16 protein-coding genes and 1 pseudogene are annotated in these 24,396 nt (G+C 44.2%); 15 read left to right on the top strand and 2 right to left on the bottom strand.

What is annotated here, in order from left to right; genetic code table 11:
• The first annotated feature begins 16 nt into the window (after positions 1 to 16).
• Entirely contained in the window at positions 17 to 1,078 is a 1,062-nt protein-coding gene (locus tag JGK22_RS00710; RefSeq protein ID WP_293176718.1) for a mannose-1-phosphate guanylyltransferase, read from the top strand.
• Between the two features lie 58 nt (positions 1,079 to 1,136).
• Here JGK22_RS00710 and JGK22_RS00715 read toward each other — a convergent pair whose 3' ends face one another.
• Positions 1,137 to 1,721: a Uma2 family endonuclease gene (locus JGK22_RS00715; protein WP_293176720.1), complete on the bottom strand. Its 585-nt coding sequence runs from the start codon at positions 1,719 to 1,721 to the stop codon at positions 1,137 to 1,139.
• Between the two features lie 143 nt (positions 1,722 to 1,864).
• Between JGK22_RS00715 and JGK22_RS00720 the strand changes: the two genes are divergently transcribed.
• The 10 genes and pseudogenes from JGK22_RS00720 to JGK22_RS00765 all read left to right on the top strand — a co-directional run bounded on the left by JGK22_RS00720 (position 1,865) and on the right by JGK22_RS00765 (position 17,210).
• Positions 1,865 to 2,020 (top strand): hypothetical protein, encoded by a 156-nt coding sequence (locus tag JGK22_RS00720; protein ID WP_293176722.1) that lies wholly within the window; start codon positions 1,865 to 1,867, stop codon positions 2,018 to 2,020.
• A 57-nt stretch (positions 2,021 to 2,077) separates the two neighbouring features.
• Complete coding sequence (locus JGK22_RS00725; RefSeq protein ID WP_293176724.1) at positions 2,078 to 3,730, top strand: AarF/ABC1/UbiB kinase family protein; 1,653 nt, start codon at positions 2,078 to 2,080, stop codon at positions 3,728 to 3,730.
• A gap of 162 nt (positions 3,731 to 3,892) precedes the next feature.
• Positions 3,893 to 7,192, top strand: coding sequence for a helicase-related protein (locus JGK22_RS00730; protein WP_293196771.1), 3,300 nt, complete (start codon positions 3,893 to 3,895; stop codon positions 7,190 to 7,192).
• A gap of 695 nt (positions 7,193 to 7,887) precedes the next feature.
• Positions 7,888 to 8,712, top strand: a pseudogene (locus JGK22_RS00735) (sigma-70 family RNA polymerase sigma factor); the annotation flags it as partial.
• A 270-nt stretch (positions 8,713 to 8,982) separates the two neighbouring features.
• Positions 8,983 to 12,837, top strand: coding sequence for an AAA family ATPase (locus JGK22_RS33170; RefSeq protein ID WP_366024712.1), 3,855 nt, complete (start codon positions 8,983 to 8,985; stop codon positions 12,835 to 12,837).
• 198 nt (positions 12,838 to 13,035) lie between these two features.
• Positions 13,036 to 13,980 carry a UV DNA damage repair endonuclease UvsE gene (gene uvsE / locus JGK22_RS00745; protein WP_293176728.1) on the top strand — a complete coding sequence of 315 codons (945 nt, stop codon included), beginning with the start codon at positions 13,036 to 13,038 and terminating at the stop codon, positions 13,978 to 13,980.
• A 106-nt stretch (positions 13,981 to 14,086) separates the two neighbouring features.
• Entirely contained in the window at positions 14,087 to 14,761 is a 675-nt protein-coding gene (locus tag JGK22_RS00750) for an SOS response-associated peptidase (protein WP_293176730.1), read from the top strand.
• A gap of 139 nt (positions 14,762 to 14,900) precedes the next feature.
• Positions 14,901 to 15,287, top strand: coding sequence for a VOC family protein (locus tag JGK22_RS00755; RefSeq protein WP_293219300.1), 387 nt, complete (start codon positions 14,901 to 14,903; stop codon positions 15,285 to 15,287).
• Positions 15,288 to 15,396: 109 nt separating this feature from the next.
• Complete coding sequence (locus tag JGK22_RS00760) at positions 15,397 to 16,314, top strand: AraC family transcriptional regulator (RefSeq protein ID WP_293312164.1); 918 nt, start codon at positions 15,397 to 15,399, stop codon at positions 16,312 to 16,314.
• A 101-nt stretch (positions 16,315 to 16,415) separates the two neighbouring features.
• The gene (locus JGK22_RS00765; RefSeq protein WP_293213128.1) at positions 16,416 to 17,210 is read left to right on the top strand and encodes a dienelactone hydrolase family protein; all 795 of its coding nucleotides are present in this window, start codon (positions 16,416 to 16,418) and stop codon (positions 17,208 to 17,210) included.
• 125 nt (positions 17,211 to 17,335) lie between these two features.
• Here the strand turns inward: JGK22_RS00765 and JGK22_RS00770 are convergent, their stop codons facing one another.
• Entirely contained in the window at positions 17,336 to 17,953 is a 618-nt protein-coding gene (locus JGK22_RS00770; RefSeq protein WP_293176760.1) for a CP12 domain-containing protein, read from the bottom strand.
• 43 nt (positions 17,954 to 17,996) lie between these two features.
• Here JGK22_RS00770 and JGK22_RS00775 point away from each other — a divergent pair, with 43 nt between their 5' ends.
• The 4 genes from JGK22_RS00775 to JGK22_RS00790 all read left to right on the top strand — a co-directional run bounded on the left by JGK22_RS00775 (position 17,997) and on the right by JGK22_RS00790 (position 24,362).
• Positions 17,997 to 18,236, top strand: coding sequence for a hypothetical protein (locus JGK22_RS00775; RefSeq protein WP_293196767.1), 240 nt, complete (start codon positions 17,997 to 17,999; stop codon positions 18,234 to 18,236).
• A gap of 66 nt (positions 18,237 to 18,302) precedes the next feature.
• Entirely contained in the window at positions 18,303 to 19,340 is a 1,038-nt protein-coding gene (gene glpX, locus JGK22_RS00780; RefSeq protein ID WP_293176740.1) for a class II fructose-bisphosphatase, read from the top strand.
• Positions 19,341 to 19,492: 152 nt separating this feature from the next.
• On the top strand, positions 19,493 to 20,785 hold the full coding sequence (locus tag JGK22_RS00785) for a glutamyl-tRNA reductase (protein ID WP_293232460.1): 1,293 nt from the start codon (positions 19,493 to 19,495) through the stop codon (positions 20,783 to 20,785).
• Positions 20,786 to 21,359: 574 nt separating this feature from the next.
• Positions 21,360 to 24,362, top strand: a complete 3,003-nt coding sequence (locus tag JGK22_RS00790) for a UPF0182 family protein (RefSeq protein WP_293312166.1) — start codon at positions 21,360 to 21,362, stop codon at positions 24,360 to 24,362.
• Positions 24,363 to 24,396: the final 34 nt, after the last annotated feature.

Genomic DNA, 24,396 nt, shown 5'->3' on the forward strand with positions numbered 1-24,396 from the left:
GTTTAAACTTTAAACCATGAGTAGAACCTTAATTCCTGTGATTCTGGCCGGCGGTAAAGGCGAACGTTTTTGGCCGCTGAGTCGCAAGCAGCGCCCCAAACAGTTTCTCAGTCTCGACGGTAGCGGCAAGAGTTTGCTGCAAGCTACAGCCGATCGACTATTAACATTAGGTAACGGCTGGGAAGATTTGTGGGTAGTAACATCGGAAATGCTGGCCGACGGAGTGCGGGAACAATTGCCGCTGCTACCTCCTGAGAATTTGCTGGCGGAACCGGAAGGCCGGGATACTGCGCCGGCGGTGGCTTGGAGTGCGATCGAAATTGCGAAACGTTACGGTGAGGATGCGGTTGTCGGGTTTTTCCCGGCGGATCACTGGATTGGGGAACCGGAGGAGTTTGTCAAGACTTTGGAGGCGGCGGCTGAATTGGCGACAAAGGAAAGTGCGATCGCCACTTTGGGAGTCAAGCCGAGTTATGCTTCTACTGGTTACGGCTACATCGAACAAGGCGAGGAAATTGGCAGTTTTGGCGGTTTTCCGGCCTATCGTGTGGCTAGGTTTACAGAAAAGCCCGATCGCGCCACCGCCGAGGAATTTGTAGCCAGCGGCAAGTTTAGTTGGAATGGCGGAATCTTTGTATTTAAAGTTGGCACTGTCTTGACAGAATTGCGAAATCATGTGCCGGAAATGATGGCAGCTTTGGAAGCAAAAGGCGCTGCTGCTTACTCGGAATTGCCGAAAATTAGCATCGATTACGCGCTGATGGAGAAGACGCAAAAAGCCTGTGTATTACCTGTAGGCTTTAGTTGGGACGATTTGGGTGACTGGAATGCGATCGCCCGTTTGTTGCAAGGAGACAAGCCGAATGTCGAGTTAGCAAAACACATCGGAATTGATACCAAAGACGCTATTTTCTATGCAGCGGATGAGAATGAAGTCATCGTCACCATCGGTTTAGAAGATGTCGTCGTTGTCAGAGATGGTAATGTGACTTTGATTGTGAAAAAAGACAGGACGCAGGAGATAAAACAGGTGATTAAAGTATTGGGAGAAGATGAGAAATTGAAAGATTTACTGTAACTAATTCCGTAGGGACACGGCACTGCCGTGTCCTTACTCGATATCTATAATTCTAGAATTACATAATTTCTACTAAATCCAACACAAAACCCGGCAGTACATCTTCCCCTGAAAGAGTGGCAGGATTTTGGAGAATTTCCACATCTTGACCGGGGCGATAAATTTCTACCCGCCGATTTTGCCTGTCAATTAACCAACCCAATCTCGCACCGTTATCTATATATTCTTGCATTTTATCTTGCAGCTTTTTCAACGAATCAGTCTTTGAGCGCAACTCAACTACAAAATCGGGACATAAAGGAGCAAAACTGTCTTTTTGTTCCGGTGTTAAAGCATCCCACCGTTCTTTTTTGACCCAAGAGGCATCAGGAGAGCGATCGGCACCATTACGGAGGGTGAAACCTCCAGAAGAGTCAAAGGCAACTCCTAGATTATTTTGCCTGCTCCAGGCTTGAAGTTGATACGATAGATCCATATTGCGCTTGCTAGTTTCGCTGCCCGTTGGTGGCATAATAATTAACTCCCCTGATACTGTACGTTCAAATTGATAATCGCGGTTGTTCTGACAAAGCTGAAAAAATTGCTCGTCAGTTAAGTCTATGGATAATTCGATCGAGGTTGCAGGAGATTGGATGGCAATCATGTTTTTTATTGGGTTTGAAACACATTGAGAATTTGGCTTGTAATAACTTACTAATTCAAGTCTTTGACACAATTTTTCAACTCAATAATTTTAATTATAAAAAGATCGTGTCTGGTTTAACTGTAATATTAGCATGAGGATTAATGCCACCGCCAAAAACCGTAGCTTGCGGGGCGGAACGCCATCGCCCTCCCCCACACCCCAAAGTACGCGCGGCGCAGCTATCCCCAGCAGGAATTGCACCCATTCCCGCTATTTCTACCAAAGTTATTCCTCAAGACCAAGGTCAGCTTGGTTAACAGCGCTATCCTAGTAGTTATATAGCCCTTAAACCCGATCGACCCGGAGGCCACCACGTGTTCAGCCTAGTTCAAAACACTTCTCGCAAAGGAGAAATTCTAGAGGTCGTCTTCCGCAACGGTTGGGACTACATGAAAAGTCTCCTCACCGGCCGCAAAACCGACGCACCCAGTCTCCCAACTCCAGCGGTTCTCCGCAACATCCTCGTCGAATTAGGCCCAGTTTTTGTAAAATTGGGACAATTGTTGAGTACCCGTCCCGACCTTTTACCCGCTGCTTACATCGAAACCCTCTCTTCTTTACAAGCGGAAGTGCCGCCCGTATCATGGTTGGAAGTAGAAGCAATCGTCCGCCAGGAACTCAAACAGTCGATCGAAGAAACCTTCTCCAAATTTAACACTCAGGCGATCGCCGCAGGTTCGATCGCCCAAACCCACAAAGCTACCTTAAAAGACGGCCGCGAAGTCGCCCTAAAAGTTCAGCGCCCCGGTATTGATATTGTCATCGAACAAGACATCGCCGTGCTCCGAGGTTTAGCAGAACTTGTCATGCTGACAGACCTCGGTCAACAATACGATATTGTGGCCCTAGCAGAAGAATTTGCGATCGCCCTGCGTGCAGAATTAGACTTCATTCAAGAAGCCAGCTACACAGACGAACTGCGCCGCAATTTATCAAAAAGTCGCTGGTTTGATCCCACACAAGTTGTCCTCCCAGAAATTAACTGGGAATTAACTACAAAAAAACTCTTAGTCATGGAGTGGCTGAACGGAGTCCCAATTTTGTCAGGCGATTTGCAAGGAATTCGCCACAAAGGAGATATAAATGCCGAACGCGAAGAAATTACAACCCTGCTTTGCCGCGTTTTCTTCCAGCAGTTATATATTGACGGCTTCTTTCACGCAGACCCGCATCCAGGCAACTTATTTTATCTCAAAGACGGCCGGATAGCTTTGCTCGACTGCGGCATGGTCGGCAGATTAGACCCGCGCACCCAACAGAATCTGACAGAAATGTTGCTGTCAATTGTCGATTTAGATGCTCAGCGCTGCGCTCAATTAACATTGCAAATGGCAGAATTTGCTCAGCCTACAAGTTTAGCTAATCTAGAGAACGATTTGGCTCGAATGCTGCGGAAGTATTATAATGTCAGCTTGTCGCAAATGAACTTGTCGGAAATTTTTTATGAAGTGCTGGAAATCACTCGCAAAAATAAGATTAGGCTTCCCAGTAATCTCGGTTTGTATGCAAAAACTCTCGCTAATTTAGAAGGAGTAGCGCGTTCTTTTAATCCCAGATTTAATATTGTAGAACAGGTCAAACCGCTGATGACCGATATGTTTCGGCGTCAGTTATTAGGAGAAGACCCGGTGCAAGCTTTGCTGAGAACTGCTTTGGATCTAAAAAGCTTATCTTTACAATCTCCGCGACAGGTGGAAGTGCTTTTAGACCGAGTTACTTCCGAAACTTTGAAGTGGAACTTGACGCTAAAAGAACTCGACCCGCTGCGTCGCACTTTGGGGGATTCAGCCAACCGACTTTCTTTTAGTATTGTGGTAGGTTCGCTGATTATGGGGGCGGCAATTATTTCTTCTAACGCGCAAACTGCTCAGCTATCTTTTCTGAGTAATGGTTTGTTTGGGGCGGCGAGTTTTTTGGGTTTTTGGTTGATTGTGAGTATTTTGCGATCGGGTCGTTTGCGGGGATGATTGGTACAAGATCAGTATGTGTTGTGGAACAGGCATCTTGCCTGTTCTTGAGAATCGTGGTACAAGATCAGTATGTGTTGTGGAACAGGCATCTTGCCTGTTCCTAAGAATCGTGGAAGATGTAGAATATAGCCTAATGCAACAACCGCATAAAGGTAGGCTATGTCACAGCATGATTCTTCTCTCCCAAAGTCGGCAATTAGAGACAACCGTCATCGCGGAACTGTGGGCAATTTTTTGAAAGCCAAGGTCGAGAAAAACTCAACCCTATCCATTGTTTCTGCTTACTTTACAATTTATGCCTTTGATGCTTTGAAGGAACAACTTCTAGGTATTAAAAGCTTGAAATTTTTGTTTGGTGAACCGCGCTTCATCAAGTCCCTTGACCCCAGTAAAACCGATAAAAAGGCGTTCCAAATTGAGGATCAGGGCTTGCAGCTACAGAATCGGTTGCAGCAAAAACGGGTTGCGAAAGAATGTGCAGAATGGATTGAAAAAAAAGTCCAGATACGGTCGGTCAAGCAATCTAATTTACTGCACGGCAAAATGTATCACATTGCTCATAACGGAACTGAAAATGCTATTATGGGCAGTTCTAATTTTACCATGCGGGGACTGGGATTAGGTAGGAAAAACAACAATATTGAACTCAATTTAGAAGTAGATAGTAAACGGGATACCCGCGACCTTAAAGCCTGGTTTGATGAACTCTGGAATGATGCCGAACTCATCGAAGATGTCACACAAGACGTGCTGCTGTATCTAGAGCAACTTTACCAGAATAATTCTCCTGAGTTTATCTACTACAAAACTCTGTTTCATATCTTCGAGACATTTCTCGATGACCTAGAAAAAAGCGATATTCTCAGCGAACAGCTACACCTATTTGATACAGAAATCTGGAAATCTCTATTTGAATTTCAAAAAGACGGAGTTAAGGCAGCCATCAATAAAATCCGACGATATAACGGGTGTATTATTGCTGACAGCGTTGGTTTAGGTAAAACATTTGAAGCTCTCGCGGTGATTAAATATTTTGAACTTCGCAATGAAAAAGTTTTGGTTCTTTGTCCCAAAAAACTCCGCGATAATTGGACTGTATATCTAGCACAAAACAATAGCGATCTCAATCCTTTGGTTAAAGACCGCTTCAACTATACAGTCCTGTCTCACACCGACTTGAGTCGTGACTCTGGTTACTCTGGGGACATTAATTTAGCAACGATTAATTGGGGTAACTACGACTTGGTAGTTATTGATGAATCGCACAATTTCCGCAACAACATCAAGAGCAAACGGGACGAATCTGGCAATCTAATTAGAAAGAGCCGTTACGAAAGGCTGATGGATGATATTATCAAGAGCGGTGTCAAAACTCAGGTGCTACTCTTATCAGCAACTCCGGTTAACAATGATTTAAAGGATTTGCGGAATCAACTTTATTTTATAACAGAAGGTAGCGACGCTGCGTTTAGGGAATCGCTGGGAATTGTTAGTCTGCGCGATACACTAGCTGATGCTCAGCGGAAATTTACCAAGTGGGCAAAGAAAAGTCGCGATCGCAAAACTAGCGAACTCCTGGAAGAACTAAGTTCTGCTTTCTTCAAACTGCTTGACGAATTGACGATCGCCCGATCGCGCAAACACATTCAAAAATACTACAAAGATGCGATCGCCCAATTAGGCGGCTTTCCAGAACGGCTCAAACCCATCTCGGTATTTCCTGAGATTGACCGAGAGGGTGAGTTCATGTCCTACGAACAGCTTAACAGTGAAATTTCTAAATATCAACTCTCCCTATTCAACCCTTCAAAATATGTCCTGCCGCCATACCGTTCGGCTTATGAAAATAAAAGAGTGCAAAACTTCAAACAGAGCGATCGCGAACGCTCTCTGATCGGCATGATAAAGGTTAATTTTTTGAAACGCCTGGAAAGCTCGGTGAATTCCTTCGCTATCACAATGCAGCGGACTATTGACAAAATATCCGAGTTACAAAAACGACTCGAATCCTTCAAGAATTGGCAAGACGAAAACGCGGTAATTGATTTCAACTATTTAGAGTTTGAGGCAGAAGAAGACGAGGATTTACGAGCGGCGTGGGAGGTTGGCAAGCTAAAAGTTAAAATGCTGCACCTCGATGTCGAAACCTGGTTAAAAGACCTAAAAAACGACAAGAAACAGCTTAAACAAATCTACAATTCTGCCCAAAGCATTTCTGTTGAACGCGATGCCAAGCTGGCTGAGTTAAAATCACTAATCGCCGAGAAAGTCAAGCATCCTACGACTAACAAGCATGGTCAACCAAATCGCAAGGTTTTAGTCTTTACTGCCTTTGCAGATACCGCAGTCTATCTCTACGAAGGATTGCGGGAGTGGGCTACATTAGACTTGAAAATTAACTTAGCTTTGGTGACTGGTGGTTCGGCGAAAAATCAGACTACCTTTGGCAAAAATGAGTTCAATCACGTCCTGACAAATTTTTCACCTTTCGCCAAGAAACGCGCCCAAATTCCATCTATGCGGCAAGACGGCGAGATTGACCTATTAATTGCCACAGATTGTATATCAGAAGGGCAAAATTTACAAGATTGCGATTATCTGATTAACTACGACATCCACTGGAACCCAGTCCGAATTATCCAGCGGTTCGGTAGGTGCGATCGCATTGGTAGCCCCAATCACACCGTACAATTAATCAATTTTTGGCCGACAGAGGACCTGGATCAGTACATCAATCTGAAAAATCGAGTAGAAGCACGGATGGCTTTAGCGGACATAGCTGGTACATTTGAAGATAATCTGCTGGAGGTAAAGGAGATTCAAGAACTAATTGAGAGTGATTTGAAATACCGCGACAAGCAGTTGCTGCGATTGAGAGACGAGGTGCTGGATATCGAAGATTTCACCGAAAGTGTCGCCCTAACGGAATTCACTCTCGATGATTTCCGAATGGAACTAGCCAAATACATTGAGAGCAACCGCAAACTACTCCAAGATGCTCCTTTAGGACTTTATGCAGTAGTTCCAACTAACTCGGAGTACCCGATAATTGCTCCTGGCGTAATTTTTTGCCTCAAACAAAAAGGCGATTCTCTTGATAATAAAACCGTCAACCCGCTGCAACCATATTTTGTAGTTTACGTGCGCGAAAATAAGGAAGTGCGATTGAGTTTTGCTCAACCCAAACAAATACTTGAAATATATCGGTTGCTGTGCGCGGGATGTACGGTTCCCTATGAAGAGTTGTGCAATTTGTTCGATCGAGAAACTAATAACGGATTTGATATGAGTTTGTATAACGATTTGCTCAAGCTGGCCGTTGATTCAATTGCAGATATTTACAAGAAGCGGAGCATCGGCAATCTGCTGTCTAGCCGCCGTGCTGTGTTGGTTGAGCAAGCGCATCAGGTTAAAGCAACAACGGATTTTGAACTGATTACCTGGCTGGTGATTAAATGAGCGTCAGCGAACAACAAGCCAAAGCATCTATCAATCAAGCTTTAAGTAGTTTTGCAAAGGGAAAACTAGCGGATAACGCCCGTAATTTGTTCTTTACTCTTGGATACCGCAGTGATAAAACTCTTCCGTTTTATCCTAATAGTTCGGAGAATTTTATTGCCGAATTTGACATAGATCAAAAGCTCAACTCCCAAAAAGCTCTCTTAGAGGAATGGCTGTCGGTTGATTTTCTCTTCCAGTTTACCGGGACAGAAATTGCAGATAATGACCAGTTTGTCGAATTTGATACTAGCAGTGGTGAGAGTGCCTTTTTTACTTCGTACTTGTTTTTCGCGATCGCACTGCGGAGGAGTGCGTACACTATAGAACAACTTGACGGGATTATCCGCGAGATTAATAAAATTTTACCGATTCCCGCGATCGTTCTTTTTCAGCATGGAGAAACTCTGACTTTATCCATTATCAACCGTCGCCAACACAAACGCAATGAATCTGAAGATGTATTAGGAAAAGTCAAACATATTAAAGATATCCCATTCGCCAGTCCGACAAACTCTCATTTAAAAATGCTCTTCAATATTTTTTTGACAGAGTTGTATGAAAATCATGGCTTTAGCAACTTTGACGAATTTCATGAAGCTTGGCATAAAACTATTCCTGACAACATCGAATTTAAAAAAGATCGTATACTGTCAGATTCGCTTCGGGTTTACCTGCAACAAATCTGTCGAATTCCCCTGCTCAAAGCTTACGAAGAAATTGAATTAGCTCGTAAAATTGCTGAGTTAGAGTTAGAGGGGAGCCGAAAAGCTAAAGACAAAATGGTAGAGTCTAACTTGCGGCTGGTAGTCTCAATCGCTAAAAAATATCAAAATCGAGGGCTGGATTTCTTAGACTTGATTCAGGAGGGAAATATCGGTTTAATCAAGGCTGTAGAAAAGTTTGATTGCACGAAGGGAACCAGGTTTTCTACCCACGCATATTGGTGGATTCGTCAGGCAATTACGCGGGCTATTGCCGATCGATCGCGGACTATCCGCCTACCAGTTCACGTTTATGAAACTATCTCGAAGATTAAGAAAACTACCAAACAGCTTTCTCAAGAAATCGGCCACAAGCCTACCGAAGAAGAAATCGCTACTAAAATGGAGATGACAATTGTAAAAATGCGATTGGTTATTCAATCGGCTAAATCTATCATTTCCTTAGATACTAAAATGGGTGATTATGAAGACTGTACATTGGGAGAGTTGATTGAATTCGATGGAGAAACACCAGAAGAACAAGCATCTAAAAAATTGTTTACCGAAGATTTAGAAAGCGTTTTAGATACTCTTACCCCTCGACAACGTGACATTATTCGGATGCGATTCGGATTGGATGACGGCAGCGAGAAAAGTCTACAGGAAATCGGCAATATATTTAATCTTACCCGCGAGCGGATTCGGCAAATTGAGGGTAAGGCTTTACTAAGATTGCGCCATCCCAACCGCAACAGCATTTTAAAAGATTATATTCGCCCTACACCAGTTTATCAAACTGAGACAAAAAGACCGATCGCCAAACCGAGCCAGCCCAGACAGTTCAATATCTCAGAAAACTTGTCTCCCAGCCGCGACACTTTCTTACTGGAGCCTGTTCGTGATAAAATAGTTGAAACAGCTAATACGACCGAACCATTAATTCCTTTTAACAATTTCATAGAAAAATCAAATATAGAACAAACAAAGTTGGCTCAGACTCACCTGTCAAGTGCCGATGGAAGTCAAAACAATCTCACCTATGCAAATTTGAACGAGCATAATTTCCACATTGCCGAACTGACAGAAAATGACTTAAATAAAGCGATTAAACCGATGAAACAAAATTCAGCAGACTTACTCAAACAACTCACCGCACTAGAAGATGTTTTTTCCCAATTAGAGAAACGGCTGTCAGAGGCGAGTCGAAAGTTGCTAAACCCTGGTATACCTATATCTCAAAAGCTGATTCAAGAACTTGACGAGTCCCATAAAAAGTTTATTCAGCTTCGCGACAAGGTGCTAGAAGTGGCTGAATATTTGGCAGTATCGACAACGCTGAAAGTTGAAGAAATTTGTTCTTTAACAGATATCAGGTCTGTACTTGAGCGTGTGGATTTGGCCGAGAAGCAAAAAAGTGCGATCGCCCTTGTCCGCGACTCTGCTTTGAGGGTTCTGGAACGAATTTTAGCGATCGCCCATCGAGTAGAGAGCAATTTTCAGTCATTGCTGGAATGTCAGGAAAAAGCCCGCGAACTTCAACGCGCCATCTCCGAATCCCACAAGTCTGACTTGCATCCCGACACCCAAATCTTGGCTGATGGCAATCATCCATTCTGCAAACTTCTAACACTAATTTCAGAATGGGAAGAAGCAGATGACGAGCATTTAGCTTCTTTACAGGATGCCGTAGCAGAATCATTTGGAAGAACTCTGGCGATGGCAGCAGTAAGAGGAAAACTGATGATCCAGGCGGAAGCAATACCAGATTTGCCTGCTGTTTCTACTAACAATAACTTAGACGAAACTTCCTTAGTTGATGAGCCGGAATCTGAAACTGTTCCTGTTGTCGAACAACCACCAGTAGCAGAGTTGAACTCGGTATTGACAGAGGAGGCGATCGCGCAGCCAACCCCTGAATATATCCCAGATATTCCACCAACAGAACCGCCAACCACAACTCAGATTGAGCTGCCAAATTCTGAAAATAAGCAAGGAAAAAAAGTTGAAAATCAGGCTGATTATACCAGAATTTGCAGTGTATTGGAGCAAGGCGATATCCTGACGGCTAAGGAATATATATCTATGCTGCAAGAGCGGCGATCGCTTCCTGAACCAGAGGAAAAGAGAGATGCTTTTAAAGACTTCTTCGAGCATAAGTATGCTGCGATCGAAAAAGTGCTTGAGGAGTGCGATCGCGATCGACAAAAAAAGCAAGAGCTAATTCCCAATATTTCCAAAGGAAAAAGTATCGCCAAAATCCAGATACCGCAGGGGGCTCAAGCCAAAAAAGCCGCTGAAATGCTAGACGCTTGGTTTGCAGCCAAGGGAAGGAAGCAAGAAATCACAGAGAAAGATGCTCGCCAAATTCTCAGCAACCTCGGTTTTAACATAACATCTCTTACATTTAAAAAATCAGGACAAAATACCTGGATTGACGTTAAAGCTGAGCCGATATTTGACCAAAATCGCTGTCCTGTGTCTGCCTATGGTTCAGCCGCGAAGGGTCATTACCGCATTCTTTGCGTATGGGATAGACCGAACGAACAGGATCTCCTCAATGCCGTTGGAGAAACTGCTCTTGGAGGGCCGGTCTTCGTCTTTCATTTTGGGCGAATGACCGTCAAGAGACGCCGAGATTTGGCTGATTTATGTCGGCAGCGTCGGAGCACTTTCATTGTTATAGATGATGTGCTGATGCTCTATCTTTGCGGAGAACAAAAAACACGCCTACCTGTATTGTTTGATTGTACCTTACCCTTTACTTTCCTAGAACCGTATAAAACCGCAGCAGGAGAGGTTCCCCCTGAGATGTTTTACGGGCGAGTACGAGAACGGGAATCCATAATCGATCGAGAAGGTTCTTGTTTAATTTATGGAGGCCGCCAGTTAGGTAAAACGGTTTTGCTTAAATATGTACACCGGACTTTTCACGCAACCGACGCGGGCAGGAACGCCCTATTTTTGGATATCAAAGAAATTGGACGCAAGCAACTGTTAGATAAGATTTGGCATCTACTAAACGAAGAATTGGATAAATTAAAAATTCCCGATACCAACCGGCGAAATTCCGTCCGCGAAAGCAGCTTGCAGCGGATTAAAAGTTGGCTAGAATCGGACAATCAGCGGCGCTTTTTGCTGTTGTTGGATGAGGCAGATAATTTCTTGGAAGCTGATGGTAAGGAGGATTTCCTGCGCTGCGATGAGTTCAGAAAATTAATGACGGAAACTCACCGACGTTTTAAGGTGGTCTTTGCCGGATTGCACAACGTTCTGAGAACCACTAGACAAGCAAACCATCCGCTGGCTCACTTTGGCGCGCCTATCTGCATTGGGCCTCTGCTGAATAATGGTGAAATGCGAGCCGCAACAGCTTTGGTAGAACGTCCGCTGGCTAGTCTTGGCTATCGTTTTGAATCACCAAATTTAATCCCGCGCATTCTGTGGCAGACTAACTATTATCCGAGCTTGATTCAACTTTATTGCGAGCAGCTACTCAAGCACATCACTAACCCAGATATCCCTACTTTCGATCCTAAAATTAGTCCGCCTTATGTGATTACTTCTCGCCATGTAGAAGAAGCTTATCAAAGTCAAGACCTTCGCAATAATATTCGCGATCGCTTTAAGTTGACACTGGGACTCGATCCGCGCTACGAAGTAATTGCCTACTCAATTGCTGATGGTTCTCAGCAGAATGAAACAGGTATGGAGGATGGGTTTTCTGTATCTTGGATTCGCGAGCAAGTCTTGTATTGGTGGTCTGACGGATTCGCGGGAAGGTCATCGGAAGATGAAATTCTTGCTTTACTAGAAGAAATGATAGGATTAGGAGTTTTACGAGAAAGCAATCCAGGTTACTTCACTCTGAGAAATTCTAATTTAGCCTTGCTTATGGGTACGCAACCAGAAATTGAAGCAGAACTTCTGAGACACCGCGAACCTCCACATGAATACGAACCTGCTACTTTTCGGTCTCCTCTTTTGGTTAAAAATAAAGCTGATTCCCAGCGCAGTCCTTTAACTGTTAAACAGGAATCAGAACTTCTGCTCCGCGAGTACGGTGTCTCTATTATATTTGGGTGCCAAGCCGCAGGAATTGACGATTTGAGAGTTTTTATGGAAGCAGCATTTAGTAAGAAGGATTGCAAAGTTCACTATTTAGAAAATCTCTCAGATCGATCGGATTTCAGCCAGCGTTTGACAGAAATTAGTAACCGTCGCAAGAAAGATACCACGACGCTCGTTGTTGTATCAGCCACCACTTCTTGGAGTAAGGATTGGGTTGATGAGGCAATTAAGAAAATCAAAAGATTGAAAAAAGAGGACTCATTTCTCCAGCTTGTTTTTGTCGCCTATCCTCAGAAGGCTTGGCAGTTAGTTATTCATAATTGGACAGGTTTTGATTCCTTTAAGGAACTGAGATTTTTAAGTCTCAAACCTTGGCACGATGCCGCGCTGCGACATTGGTTGGAAGATGCCAATTTGCCGAGCAAACTAGAAGTTAGAAATAAGATTACGGCAGTTACAGGGAATTGGTCAAACCTCCTGCAAGAATTCTATCAATTTGCTCAAGCTAATCCGCATTGCTGGCAAGATTCCTTGGCCCAACTGAAGAATCAATTTAATAAATCTGACAAATTAATTAATTCAATGGGTTTTGACGGTTGCGAACCTCAAAGAAAACTGGTGATGAGAACTTTAGCTGAATGGGGAGAAGCAGTCGCGATTGAGGTATTAATTGAGGTTCTTGATGATGTACCGCCTGAAGTTGTCAAGCAGACTCTCAGATGGGCTGAACTCCTCAGTCTTGTCTCGCATTTAGGAAATCAGAAGCAAGATGGTAAGGATTACTGGCAGATTGACCCTGTAGTTGGTCGTCTGCTCGAATCTATGGCAGAGTAATACGCACTTTCTGCTGTGCGATGTACTTAAGCACATCTCTGACTTAAGATAGGCGATCGCCCGCAGCAACTAAGTCTAAACTAGAAACTGTAGTTAGATTCAGGTTTGTATTAGGGACTTTAGTCCCTCCAAATTCAGGACTTTAGTCCTGACTACAAACCTATGTTAAAGTAAGATTAGAGATAGATATTATTTTAAATGAGCAAACTTAACCCAGTGTTATTAAGTCAAAAACAGCCTGAATTAGGATTGGTCTGCATTACGACTTCCGATGCAGTTCGTTTCCGCACAGTCACGCGGAAGCGGCTGTTGCAACTTACAGAAATAGAACAAGAAAAAGTATTGCGCGAGTTGTATGCAGATAACTTAAAAAGACTTGACAAAGCGCTTGATTTCTGCTACGCCAATGGGATTAAATTGTATCGCATGACTTCTGCACTCTTCCCTTTTGCAGATATAGATTTGGGGGAAACAGTTTTAGATTCGATGAATGAGGAATTGCGAAGAGTTGGCGATCGGGCAATTGACCTCAATATCCGTTTGGTGTTCCACCCCGATCAATTTGTTGTCCTCAGTTCCGACAAGCCGGATGTTGTGAAAAACAGCATTAAAATTCTGGCGACTCATGCTTTAATTATGGATATGTTGCAACAGCCCCGATCGCCCTGGGCACTGATGAACATTCACGGCGGTAAGGGCGATCGCACTTCGCAACTCAAATCAGTCATCCGCGACTTACCCGAATCTATTCGATCGCGCTTAACCTTTGAAAATGACGAATACGCCTACAGTTCGTCGGAATTGTTAGACGTTTGTCTCGATACAGGCGTAGCAATGGTTTTTGACGCGCACCACCACGTCATTCACGAACATTTAGAAAGTTACAACGATCCAAACGTTGCCGAAATGCTCGCAGCAGCCCGCACTTCTTGGCCTGTTCCTGAATGGCAATTAGTCCACATATCAAATGGCAAAGAATTTTTTGCAGATCCGCGCCACAGCGACTTGATTGTAGATATGCCCAATTGCTATTATGATGCTCCTTGGATTGAAGTAGAAGCTAAATTCAAAGAATTAGCTATTGACAAGTTGCGCGCCGAATGGTTGTCTGCAAATGTTCCACAATTTAGCAGTGTCTCCTAGGGGCGGGTTCGCCAACAATCTCGGCCTAATACGAATAATCTCAAAAACCCGCCCCCACCCAACGGTAAATCGCAATCTACTTTCTTGTTAATACCAACTATAAATTATGTGCGGCAGATTCACGTTAAATACTCCAGCTAAAATCATCGCCGAATTCTTCAAACTCTCGGAAATTCCCGACATCAAACCGCGATACAACATCGCCCCAAGTCAATCAATTGCTACCGTCACAGTTTCTCCCGAAAAAAATCAGCGACAGTTTCAATTTATGCGCTGGGGTTTGATTCCCAGTTGGGCAAAAGATATGAAAATCGCCAGCCATACGATTAATGCCCGATCGGAAACAGTAGCAGAAAAACCTGCTTTTCGCAGCGCCATCAAGCACAGGCGGTGTTTGATAATCGCTGACGGCTTCTACGAATGGCAACCGCAGGGCAAGAAAAAACAGCCTTACTATTTTACAATGACAAACAGCGAACCTTTTGCGTTTGCCGGTTTGTGGGAAAATTGGGAATCTGCCGAAGCAGAAAACATTGTATCTTGCAGTATAATTACTACTGCTGCTAACGAAACAGTGCAACCCGTGCACGATCGAATGCCGGTGATTCTCCCCGCAAGCGATTGGGAACAATGGCTCGATCCTTCTGTTGACAAGGCTCAGGAAGTTTTGCCACTGTTAAAGCCCTACGATCCAGCAGCAATGATAGCAAATGCCGTAAGTGCGATCGTCAACAGTCCAACTAAAGACAGTCCTGAGTGCATTCAAGCTATCCCCTTATAACTCGGCGGTGTGAAACCGCGTCTACACACAGGAAGTCCGCCTCCGCAGACTAAGAAGTCGAGGAGTATTACAGTTAAACTCAGTTGTGATATTCTTAAAGACTTTTCTTCATCTTAACATCACTGAAAGGACAAAAAATATGATCGGATACGTTACAATCGGCACAAACAATCTTGAACGTGCAGCCAACTTTTATGATACTTTGCTTGCTGAAATTGGCGCTCAACGATTCATGGAATTCGACCAATTTATCGCATGGAGCGTTTCTCCAGAGATGCCAGGACTTGCTATTACAAAACCATTTGATGGCAACGAAGCAACTGTTGGTAATGGCGTAATGATCGCACTTCAAGTTGACAGTCCAGAAAAAGTCAATTTAGTTTATAACAAGGCGATCGCACTTGGCGCTCAGGATGAAGGAGCAGCAGGGCCGAGAGACGCTTTGCCGGGGTTTTATGCGGGATATTTCCGGGATCTTGATGGAAATAAGTTGAACGTGTTTTGTATGATTGAACCAAACAGTTAAGATTTTTCGGATCCGACTAAAGAAACCGGGTTTTTTCGAGTTTCTCCACTGTCATCAAGTATTCTCGTAAAAACCCGGTTTCTGACTACCAGTGCGCTAACGATAAAAGATGAGAACATCAGAAGCAGAGGTAAAGCTGATTGATTTCAGCCAAGAAAAGGCAACAGATTTTTTGTTGCCTCAGCCCGCTGTTCTGACAAGTTCGGGATGGGATAAAATCTATTACGAACACCATCAACAGCCGCAGTTTGACACGCCCGAACATCAAGGTACATGGCACGTGATTGCTCATTGTCCTGCTTTTGATGTATCGGGAGAGCGATCGGGAGAACGATGGTTGGATGGTAAGCTGAAAACAGAAGCGCGGAATCAGGGAGACATTGCGGTGATTCCGGCGGGTATTTCCCAGCGCTGTAATTGGAATAGGTTATCTGAGTTTACCATTTTGGCGATCGCCCCTACACTCCTGGAACAAGTGGGTCAAGATTTGGTAAATTGCGATCGCATTGAACTCATTCCTCATTACATGGAAGAACAAGATATCCTGATTCAAGGGATATTCGGTGCTTTAAGACAAGAATTAGAATTTGGACAAATCGGCGGTTATTTGCTGATTGATAGTCTTAAAACCGCATTAGCGATTCACCTGTTGCGGAATTACTGCACCACACAACCTCGGCTTTCTAGCTATACGGATGGATTATCTAAACCCAAACTGCAACAGGTGAGGGAATATATTAACGAACATCTTCATCAAGAGATAAAACTAATTGAACTTGCTGCGATCGCCCAAATCAGCCCTTATCACTTTTTACGTCTGTTCAAGCAAAGCATGGGCATAACACCTCACCAGTATATCTTGCAGCGCCGCATCGACAAAGCCAAGTATCTGTTGCAAGAGAGCAAACTGAGCATCGCAGAGATTGCTTTCCGAGTCGGATTTTGCGATCAAAGTCACTTGACTCGATGTTTCAAGCACCTGCTGGGGATGACACCTAAACAATTTCAGTCAGGGCGATCGCAATAATCTACCAAAATCCCGCAATTTTTTTCTAGAATTCAGAATCGCCAATTTTCTAAGCTATGAGCATGATTAGAAAACTGAACGCTCGAAGCTGGAAAAAGCAAATGAAAAATAGCGAAATTAATACCACAACAGTCAAAATCCTTAACAACAACTTACAAATCGATGCTTACTTAGCCCAACCAGTAGAAAAGGGAATTTTTGCTGCGGTTATTGTGTTTCACGAAATCTTTGGTGTTAATGAAAATATTCGGGATATTACCGAATTGATAGCACGACAAGGATATATAGCAATTGCACCTGCGATGTATCAACGTATTGCACCCGGTTTTGAATTTGGGTTTAGCGAACCAGATATTGGTTATAGTCCAGAAGCTTACCAATTGGGGTTGCAATACTATCAACAAGTCAAATATTGGGAAATATTCAGCGATATTCAAGCAACTATTGCCTATCTAAACACATTACCCAACGTTAAAGCTGATTCTATTGGCTGCATTGGTTTTTGCTTTGGTGGTCATATTGCTTATATGGCTGCAACCTTACAGGATATCAAAGCAACTGCTTCGTTTTATGGCGGGGGGATTACAACTTCTAGCTATGGAGAATATACTCCAACTATCGATCGCACATCGGCAATCAAAGGCACGATTTATACATTTTTTGGTACGAAGGATACATTGGTTTCACAGGAAGAAAACCAAAAAATTGAGGCAGAATTACAGAAACATCAAATCAATCATCGTGTATTTCGATACGATGCAGGACATGGATTCTTTGGTGGATTGTTCGTAGATAAGTACCCGTTTTTAGCACACCATCCTAATATAATAGGATACAGAGAAGCTGCTGCTGATGCGTGGCAACAGGTTATTGAACTCTTTCAAAACAAACTTTAAAGCTTACCAGCGAGATCGTTAGTATTTGAAAGCAGATGGTAGAAGGCATAATTAAAAATTCAGCTTTCTACCTTCTGTCAACTGTCAACTGTCAACTGTCAACTGTCAACTGTCAACTGACTAAATTAACTGTCGTACATCCGGGCTTCGGCCGCGTCGGGATTCTCTTCGCAATACTCATCAAAAGCCGTTTTTTCAAGCTTGATCGATCGCTGGTGAGCGGCCTCAGCCTGCATTTCCTCTACGATGTCCCAAGCTACCGCGCACTGTTTAGAAGTAGCACCTTTCTCTGAACAGACTGTTCTAGCATCGGCGATCGCCTTTTGAATTTCATCCTCAAAGACAACACTCTTCGGCTTCTCAACAAAATCACTTTTTGTCAAAATATCCGTTACCGAAATAATGCCCAGCAGTTTGTCCTTAATCACCGGAGCTCGACGGATGCGGGTATTGGCGAACAACCTCGCCACATATTCCACGCCCAAGTCGGGATTCACCGTGATGCACGGTTTGGTCATAATCTCGAAGACGCGGACTTTTTGCGGGTCTACTCCGTAGGCTGTTACTTTGTAAACAATATCCGTTTCTGTGACTATGCCATAGGCGTCTTGTTCGTGGCGGCGTTCCACAATTAGCGCGCGCAGACACAGTTCGTTCATCATCGCCACTGCTTCAGCTACCGTTGCCGAACCACGAATGGTGACAACTTCCTTTGTCATAATATCTTGGGCTTTCATCATCATTTTTTCTTGCTCCCAGCTCATACACTTAGAGTGTATCGCGATTGTGGGACGCCCGATTTACCATGACTATCGCAACTTACGCCTGGGCTCGCCTCCGCCTCCGAGAGTCCGCTCTTGGACAATCGGGCCCGCCTGTGTAGGACGATCGCCATCGCAAGAGTCAAGCATTCGGGCGATCGAGCCTTCAGCTTATTTTGCCCAATTTATCAGCCCCAGTCTCAAAGAAGTAAAAGTTAACACAAACAAACCAACTGCTTGCGCTCGCACAGATCCCCGCCTCTGATAAACTTGATGGCTGGGAGTGCAAAAAGCACAAGGCACGCAAGACTTAGTTGGGAGTATATAGTTCGTGGATAATGCAATCGGTTTAGAGATTATCGAAGTAGTTGAGCAGGCAGCCATCGCCTCCGCTCGATTGATGGGCAAAGGCGAGAAAGATGAAGCCGACAGAGTGGCTGTAGAAGCAATGCGCGAGCGGATGAACAAAATTCATATGCGCGGCCGCATCGTGATCGGTGAAGGCGAACGCGATGACGCACCCATGCTTTACATCGGCGAACAAGTGGGTATTTGTACTCGTGAAGATGCTAAAGATGTCTGCAACATAGATGAATTGATCGAAATTGATATCGCTGTTGACCCTTGCGAAGGTACTAACCTGGTTGCTTACGGTCAAAACGGTTCGATGGCTGTTTTGGCAATCTCTGAAAAAGGCGGTTTGTTTGCTGCTCCCGATTTCTACATGAACAAATTGGCTGCTCCTGCGGCTGCCAGAAATCATGTAGATATTCGCAAGACACCAACCGAAAACCTCAAAATTATCTCTGATTGTCTCGGCCGTAGTGTTGAAGATTTGGTGGTTGTGGTGATGGATCGCCCTCGTCACAAAGATTTAATTAATGAAATTCGCCAAGCTGGTGCAAGAGTTCGACTGATCAGCGACGGCGACGTTTCTGCTGCGATTTCTTGTGCGTTTTCTGGTTCCAACATCCACGCCCTGATGGGTATTGGTGCTGCACCTGAAGGTGTGATTTCCGCAGCAGCCATGCGCTGTTTGGGCGGTCACTTCCAAGGACAGTTAATTTACGATCCGGCTGTTGTAAAAACTGGTTTGATCGGTGAAAGTAAAGAGAGCAATATCGCTCGACTTACATCAATGGGCATCACAGATCCAGACAAGATCTACAATGCTGAAGAATTGGCATCTGGAGAAACAGTTCTGTTTGCGGCTTGCGGAATTACTCCCGGAACGCTGATGGAAGGAGTTCGCTTCTTTGGTGGCGGCGCTCGTACTGAAAGTTTGATTATTTCTTCTCAGTCGAAGACTGCTCGGTTTGTGGATACAATCCATATGTTTGACCAGCCTAAATCTCTGCAATTGAAATAATCATTAGTTAGCGGTTAACAGTTAAATTTTAAATGTTAATTTTTGACTATTAACCGTTGACAGTCACCAGTGATTAACAATTAGCGATAAACTAAGAGTTAATCACAGGTGACTGTAGATAACTAAGAAATAAATAGTGACAAATGACAGATATGAATATTGCAGTCGTAGGTCTCAGCCACAAAACAGCGCCGGTTGAAGTTCGGGAAAAACTCAGCATTCCAGAACAAAAGATTGAAGCGGCGATCGCCCAATTGCGCGGCTACCCCCACATTCAAGAAGTTGCAATCCTCAGCACTTGCAACCGTTTAGAAATTTATATCGTTACCACAGAGTCAGAGCCGGGAGTGCGAGAAGTGATGCAGTTCCTTTCGGAATGCAGTAAACTTCCTTTGCAGTCTTTGCGCCCTCACCTGTTCATTTTGCTGCACGAAGATGCGGTGATGCACTTGATGCGAGTGTCTGCGGGCCTCGACAGTTTGGTGCTCGGAGAAGGACAAATTTTGGCTCAGGTGAAACAAACTCACAAACTCGCCCAGCAGTACAAAGGTGTTGGCAGAATTTTAGAACGTTTGTTTAAGCAAGCTTTGACAGCCGGGAAACGTGTTCGCACAGAAACTAGCATTGGTACTGGTGCGGTTTCGATTTCTTCGGCGGCGGCGGAATTAGCTCAATTAAAAGGTCAGCATTTAGCAACTAGCCGGATTGCAATTATCGGTGCTGGGAAGATGTCGCGCTTGTTGGTGCAGCATTTGCTGTCGAAAGGAGCGAGTCATATTGCGATCGTCAATCGATCGATGCGAGGCGCTGAGGAATTGGCCGGTTTGTTTAAAGATGCTACACTGCACTTGCATTTGCTCTCGGACATGATGCAGGTAATTGGGGATTCTGACTTGGTGTTTACCAGTACAGCCGCTACAGATCCGCTGTTAAATAAAGCTAAATTAGAAGCTGTCTTAAAACCCGATCGCCCTTTGATGTTGGTGGACATTTCTGTGCCGCGCAACGTTGACTCGGATGCTAAGGAATTGGATAACGTCAAGTCGTTTAATGTGGACGATTTGAAAGCAGTGGTAGCTCAAAATCACGAAAGCCGCCGCAAAATGGCAATGGAAGCTGAGGGCTTGCTGGAACAGGAAGTCGAGGCTTTTGATGTCTGGTGGCGCAGTCTAGAAACTGTTCCTACCATTAGCTGTTTGCGGGATAAGATCGAATTAATTCGAGAACAAGAGTTAGAAAAAGCTTTATCGCGTCTGGGTTCCGAGTTTTCGGAGAAACATCAAGATGTGATTGAATCTTTAACAAGAGGGATTGTGAATAAGATTTTGCACGATCCGATGGTGCAGTTGCGGGCGCAGCAGGATATTGAGGCGCGCCGACAAGCGATGCACACTTTGCAAACTCTGTTTAATTTGGATGTTGATGTAAATCAGCAGTACAGTTGACAGTTGACAGTTGACAGTTGACAGTTGACAGTTGACAGTTGTCATTGGTGATGTTTTGCATCAGCTTTTAATGTAATTAGGACTTACCCATTTGCTCATTAAGTAATGGGGTTTCTTAACTCAAATTTAGGGTTTTATATCCTTTCTGTTTGCATTGGAACGATCATTTTGTGCATTGCTGTCCCTGCTGGCGAGTCGCGCGAGCGGGGACAGCACTGTATAATTCCGATGTAACTGATATCTTGCACCATTCTTAACTAGCCTTTCACGGACGGGCAGGATGCCCATCCCACAAGAAAATTTATTTTTTGTGGAACAGGCATCTTGCCTGTTATTGAGAATGCGGCAAGATGTGAGATGTAACCGCAAAAAATATTACTTGTTACCAGGCTGGAGCTTGGTAACGCAGATTCGGAGGTTCTGCCTCCATTTTTGGATGAGGCAGAGCCTCTCGATATCGGTTCCCTGGCAGAGCCTGGGAACCAGTTTAACAACTAACAACTAACAACTAACAACTAACAACTAACAACTAACAACTAACAACTAACAACTAACAACTAACAACTAACAACTAATGACTATTAAGCGAATTCATCAATTAATTCTATTGCTTGTAGGGCTGTGGTTAGTTTTTGAGTTTTCCTCCCGGATTGCGGCAGAAATGCTGTGGTTTGAGGAAGTTGGATATCTTCAGGTTTTGCTGTTAAAACTGAAAACTCAAGGGTTGCTGGGCGCGATCGCACTTTTGGTATCTTCCGCCTTCTTCTTCGGAAATTTAGCCCTAGCCCGCCGCCTGCAACTTCCCACCGAAAACATTAAATCACCTGTTTTTAGGCAGTTAATCGCGCCCGCAAGTGGCAAAAACACGAAGAAAAATCATCAATCACCTGCTGCTAAATCTCAAATTGCGTTTCCCTGGCTGTTGTTGGCGATATTTGGATTAAGTGCGATCGCCAGTTTAACAGTAATTCACTGCGGGCTCTTAGCCACCGGTAGCATCGGCGATTTTAGGATAGTCGGGGGTTTGTCTGCGCCGCCAATTCACTTCGGATTTAAGTCAATCCAGGTTGGCGTGGTGCAGCTATCGTCTGATTGGTGGCAGTTGGGCTTGCTGCTGGGGATGATGTTCGCTGTAGCAATTAAGCCGGATTTTTGGTTGCGGGCGATCGCTCTTTTGCTCAGTTTGGCGATCGGGATAATTGCCGCTAGTCGCTGGACTAAACTTTTACACTATTTCCACCCTACTAATTTTAACATCACCGACCCGATTTTTAATCAAGATATTAGCTTTTATGTATTTATCTTGCCCATCTTAGAATTACTAAGTTTCGGGCTGACTGTTGTATCTGTGTACGGTTTAGTATCTTGCACTTTAACCTATTTGCTGTCTGGAAACAGCCTGAGTCAAGGGATATTTTTGGGGTTTTCGCGATCGCAACAGCGGCACTTGTACGGCTTGGGAGCAGCTTGCATGGTAGCCATCTCGCTCCGGTACTGGCTGGGCTGTTACACCTTGCTGTACTCGCGCGGAGACGTTACCTACGGGGCTGGTTACGCTGACGTGACAGTGCGGCTTCCCGTCTATGGCTTTTTGAGTGTGGTGGCTGGGGCGATCGCACTTTTCATGCTTTGGCCTGTTTTCCAATTAAACATCAACAATAATAACTTTAAAAAAATCATCTTAGCATTTTTGACTGTAAGTTTTTGTCTAGGTTTGCTGCTACCACAAATCGTGCAGCAACTCGCAGTCAAACCCAACGAACTAGCCCGCGAACAGCCCTACATCCAGCGCAGCATTGCCTTTACTCAACAAGCTTTTGACCTCAAGAAAATTGAAATCAAAACCTTCGATCCAGGCGGAAAACTTACATATCAAGACTTAGAAAAAAATCAACTTACTATTAGCAACATCCGGCTGTGGGACAAACAGCCACTGCTGCAAGCCAACCGACAGTTACAGCAAATTCGACCTTATTATACATTTCCTGATGCTGATATCGATCGCTATACAATCAAAAACGCCACAGCAAAAAAGGGAGATGTGGAAAGCCAGCAAGTAATTCTGGCGGCGCGGGAATTAGATTACACAGCGGTGGCGCCGGAAGCTCAAACTTGGGTAAACGAACACCTCGTGTACACTCACGGTTACGGCTTTACTCTATCTCCCGTAAACACAGTCGGTGCCGGCGGTTTACCCGATTATTTTGTCAAGGATATTGGGGTGACAGCCCAGACAGGAGATACTGTTTTAGATGTCACTAAAGATAGCATTCGGGCCAGTATCCCGATCGGCTATCCGCGCATTTACTACGGCGAAGTCACCGATACAGACGCCATCGCACCGACAAAAGTCAAGGAATTCGACTATCCCAGCGGCCAAGACAATGTTTACAATACCTACAGCGGTACGGGCGGAATTGCGATCGACTCTCTATGGAAGCGCTTGCTGTTTGCGAGTTATCTCAAAAATTGGCAAATGGCGCTAACCCGCAATTTCACACCAGAAACTAAGTTACTTTATCGCCGCAATATTAACAAAAGAGTCCGGGCGATCGCTCCTTTTTTGCGCTACGATTCCGACCCGTATTTGGTAGTAGCAAACGCCAATCTCAGCAAAGGCGAAATCGAAAAAAAACCGGATAAAATTGGCAACAAGATTAAACCTTCACCCTCGGTAAACGATAAATCTCCCAACTATCTTTACTGGATTATCGATGGCTATACAGCGAGCGATCGCTACCCTTATTCAGATCCAGGAAGCAATGAATTTAACTACATCCGCAACCCGGTAAAAGTCGTCATTGACGCCTACAACGGCTCTGTCAACTTCTACGTTAGCAATCCTTCCGATCCGATTATTAAGAGTTGGATGGCTATCTTTCCCGGACTCTTCAAACCCCTGGACAAAATGCCTCCGGCACTCCGCAAACATATTAGATATCCCGTAGATTTGTTGAGCATTCAATCGGAACGGTTGTTAACTTATCACATGGAAGATCCGCAGGTATTTTACAATCGGGAGGATTTGTGGCGCGTTCCTAATGAGATTTATGGTGGCAAACAGCAGCCCGTAGAACCGTATTATTTGATTACAAAACTACCGACAGAAACATCAGAAGAGTTTATTTTGCTATTGCCATTTACGCCAGTCAGTCGTAATAATTTAATTGCTTGGATTGCAGGGCGATCGGATGACGATGATTATGGTAAATTGCTATTGTATCAATTCCCCAAACAGCGATTAGTTTACGGCCCGGAACAGATAGAAGCTTTGATTAACCAAGATCCGGTGATTTCCGAACAAATATCTCTGTGGAATCGGCAGGGTTCAAAGGCGATTCAAGGCAATTTATTAGTAATTCCGATCGAACAATCTTTGCTGTACGTGGAACCTCTTTATTTGGAGGCTGAACGCAATAGTTTGCCAACTTTAATTAGAGTGATTGTTGCCTACGAAAATAGAATTGTGATGGCGGAGAATCTCGATAAGGCACTGAAGGCACTTTTTCAGCCAAAATCTACTAATAAACCCGCAATTGTGAGGCCAGTAGAAGGCGCAGCCCCCGCATTGAATTGATAATATTTGTATGGAAACTGCATTACCGTGTCCG

It is taken from the genome of Microcoleus sp. PH2017_08_TRC_O_A, assembly GCF_020738665.1.
Taxonomy (GTDB): Bacteria; Cyanobacteriota; Cyanobacteriia; order Cyanobacteriales; family Microcoleaceae; genus Microcoleus.

Bases quoted from the DNA above. Each gene is read 5' to 3' on its own strand.
- JGK22_RS00710 (WP_293176718.1), top strand. From the start codon at position 17: ATGAGTAGAACCTTAATTCCTGTGATTCTGGCCGGCGGTAAAGGCGAA.
- JGK22_RS00715 (WP_293176720.1), bottom strand. From the start codon at position 1,721: ATGATTGCCATCCAATCTCCTGCAACCTCGATCGAATTATCCATAGAC.
- JGK22_RS00720 (WP_293176722.1), top strand. From the start codon at position 1,865: ATGCCACCGCCAAAAACCGTAGCTTGCGGGGCGGAACGCCATCGCCCT.
- JGK22_RS00730 (WP_293196771.1), top strand. From the start codon at position 3,893: ATGTCACAGCATGATTCTTCTCTCCCAAAGTCGGCAATTAGAGACAAC.
- uvsE (WP_293176728.1), top strand. From the start codon at position 13,036: ATGAGCAAACTTAACCCAGTGTTATTAAGTCAAAAACAGCCTGAATTA.
- JGK22_RS00750 (WP_293176730.1), top strand. From the start codon at position 14,087: ATGTGCGGCAGATTCACGTTAAATACTCCAGCTAAAATCATCGCCGAA.
- JGK22_RS00755 (WP_293219300.1), top strand. From the start codon at position 14,901: ATGATCGGATACGTTACAATCGGCACAAACAATCTTGAACGTGCAGCC.
- JGK22_RS00760 (WP_293312164.1), top strand. From the start codon at position 15,397: ATGAGAACATCAGAAGCAGAGGTAAAGCTGATTGATTTCAGCCAAGAA.
- JGK22_RS00765 (WP_293213128.1), top strand. From the start codon at position 16,416: ATGAAAAATAGCGAAATTAATACCACAACAGTCAAAATCCTTAACAAC.
- JGK22_RS00770 (WP_293176760.1), bottom strand. From the start codon at position 17,953: ATGATGATGAAAGCCCAAGATATTATGACAAAGGAAGTTGTCACCATT.
- JGK22_RS00785 (WP_293232460.1), top strand. From the start codon at position 19,493: ATGAATATTGCAGTCGTAGGTCTCAGCCACAAAACAGCGCCGGTTGAA.
- JGK22_RS00790 (WP_293312166.1), top strand. From the start codon at position 21,360: ATGACTATTAAGCGAATTCATCAATTAATTCTATTGCTTGTAGGGCTG.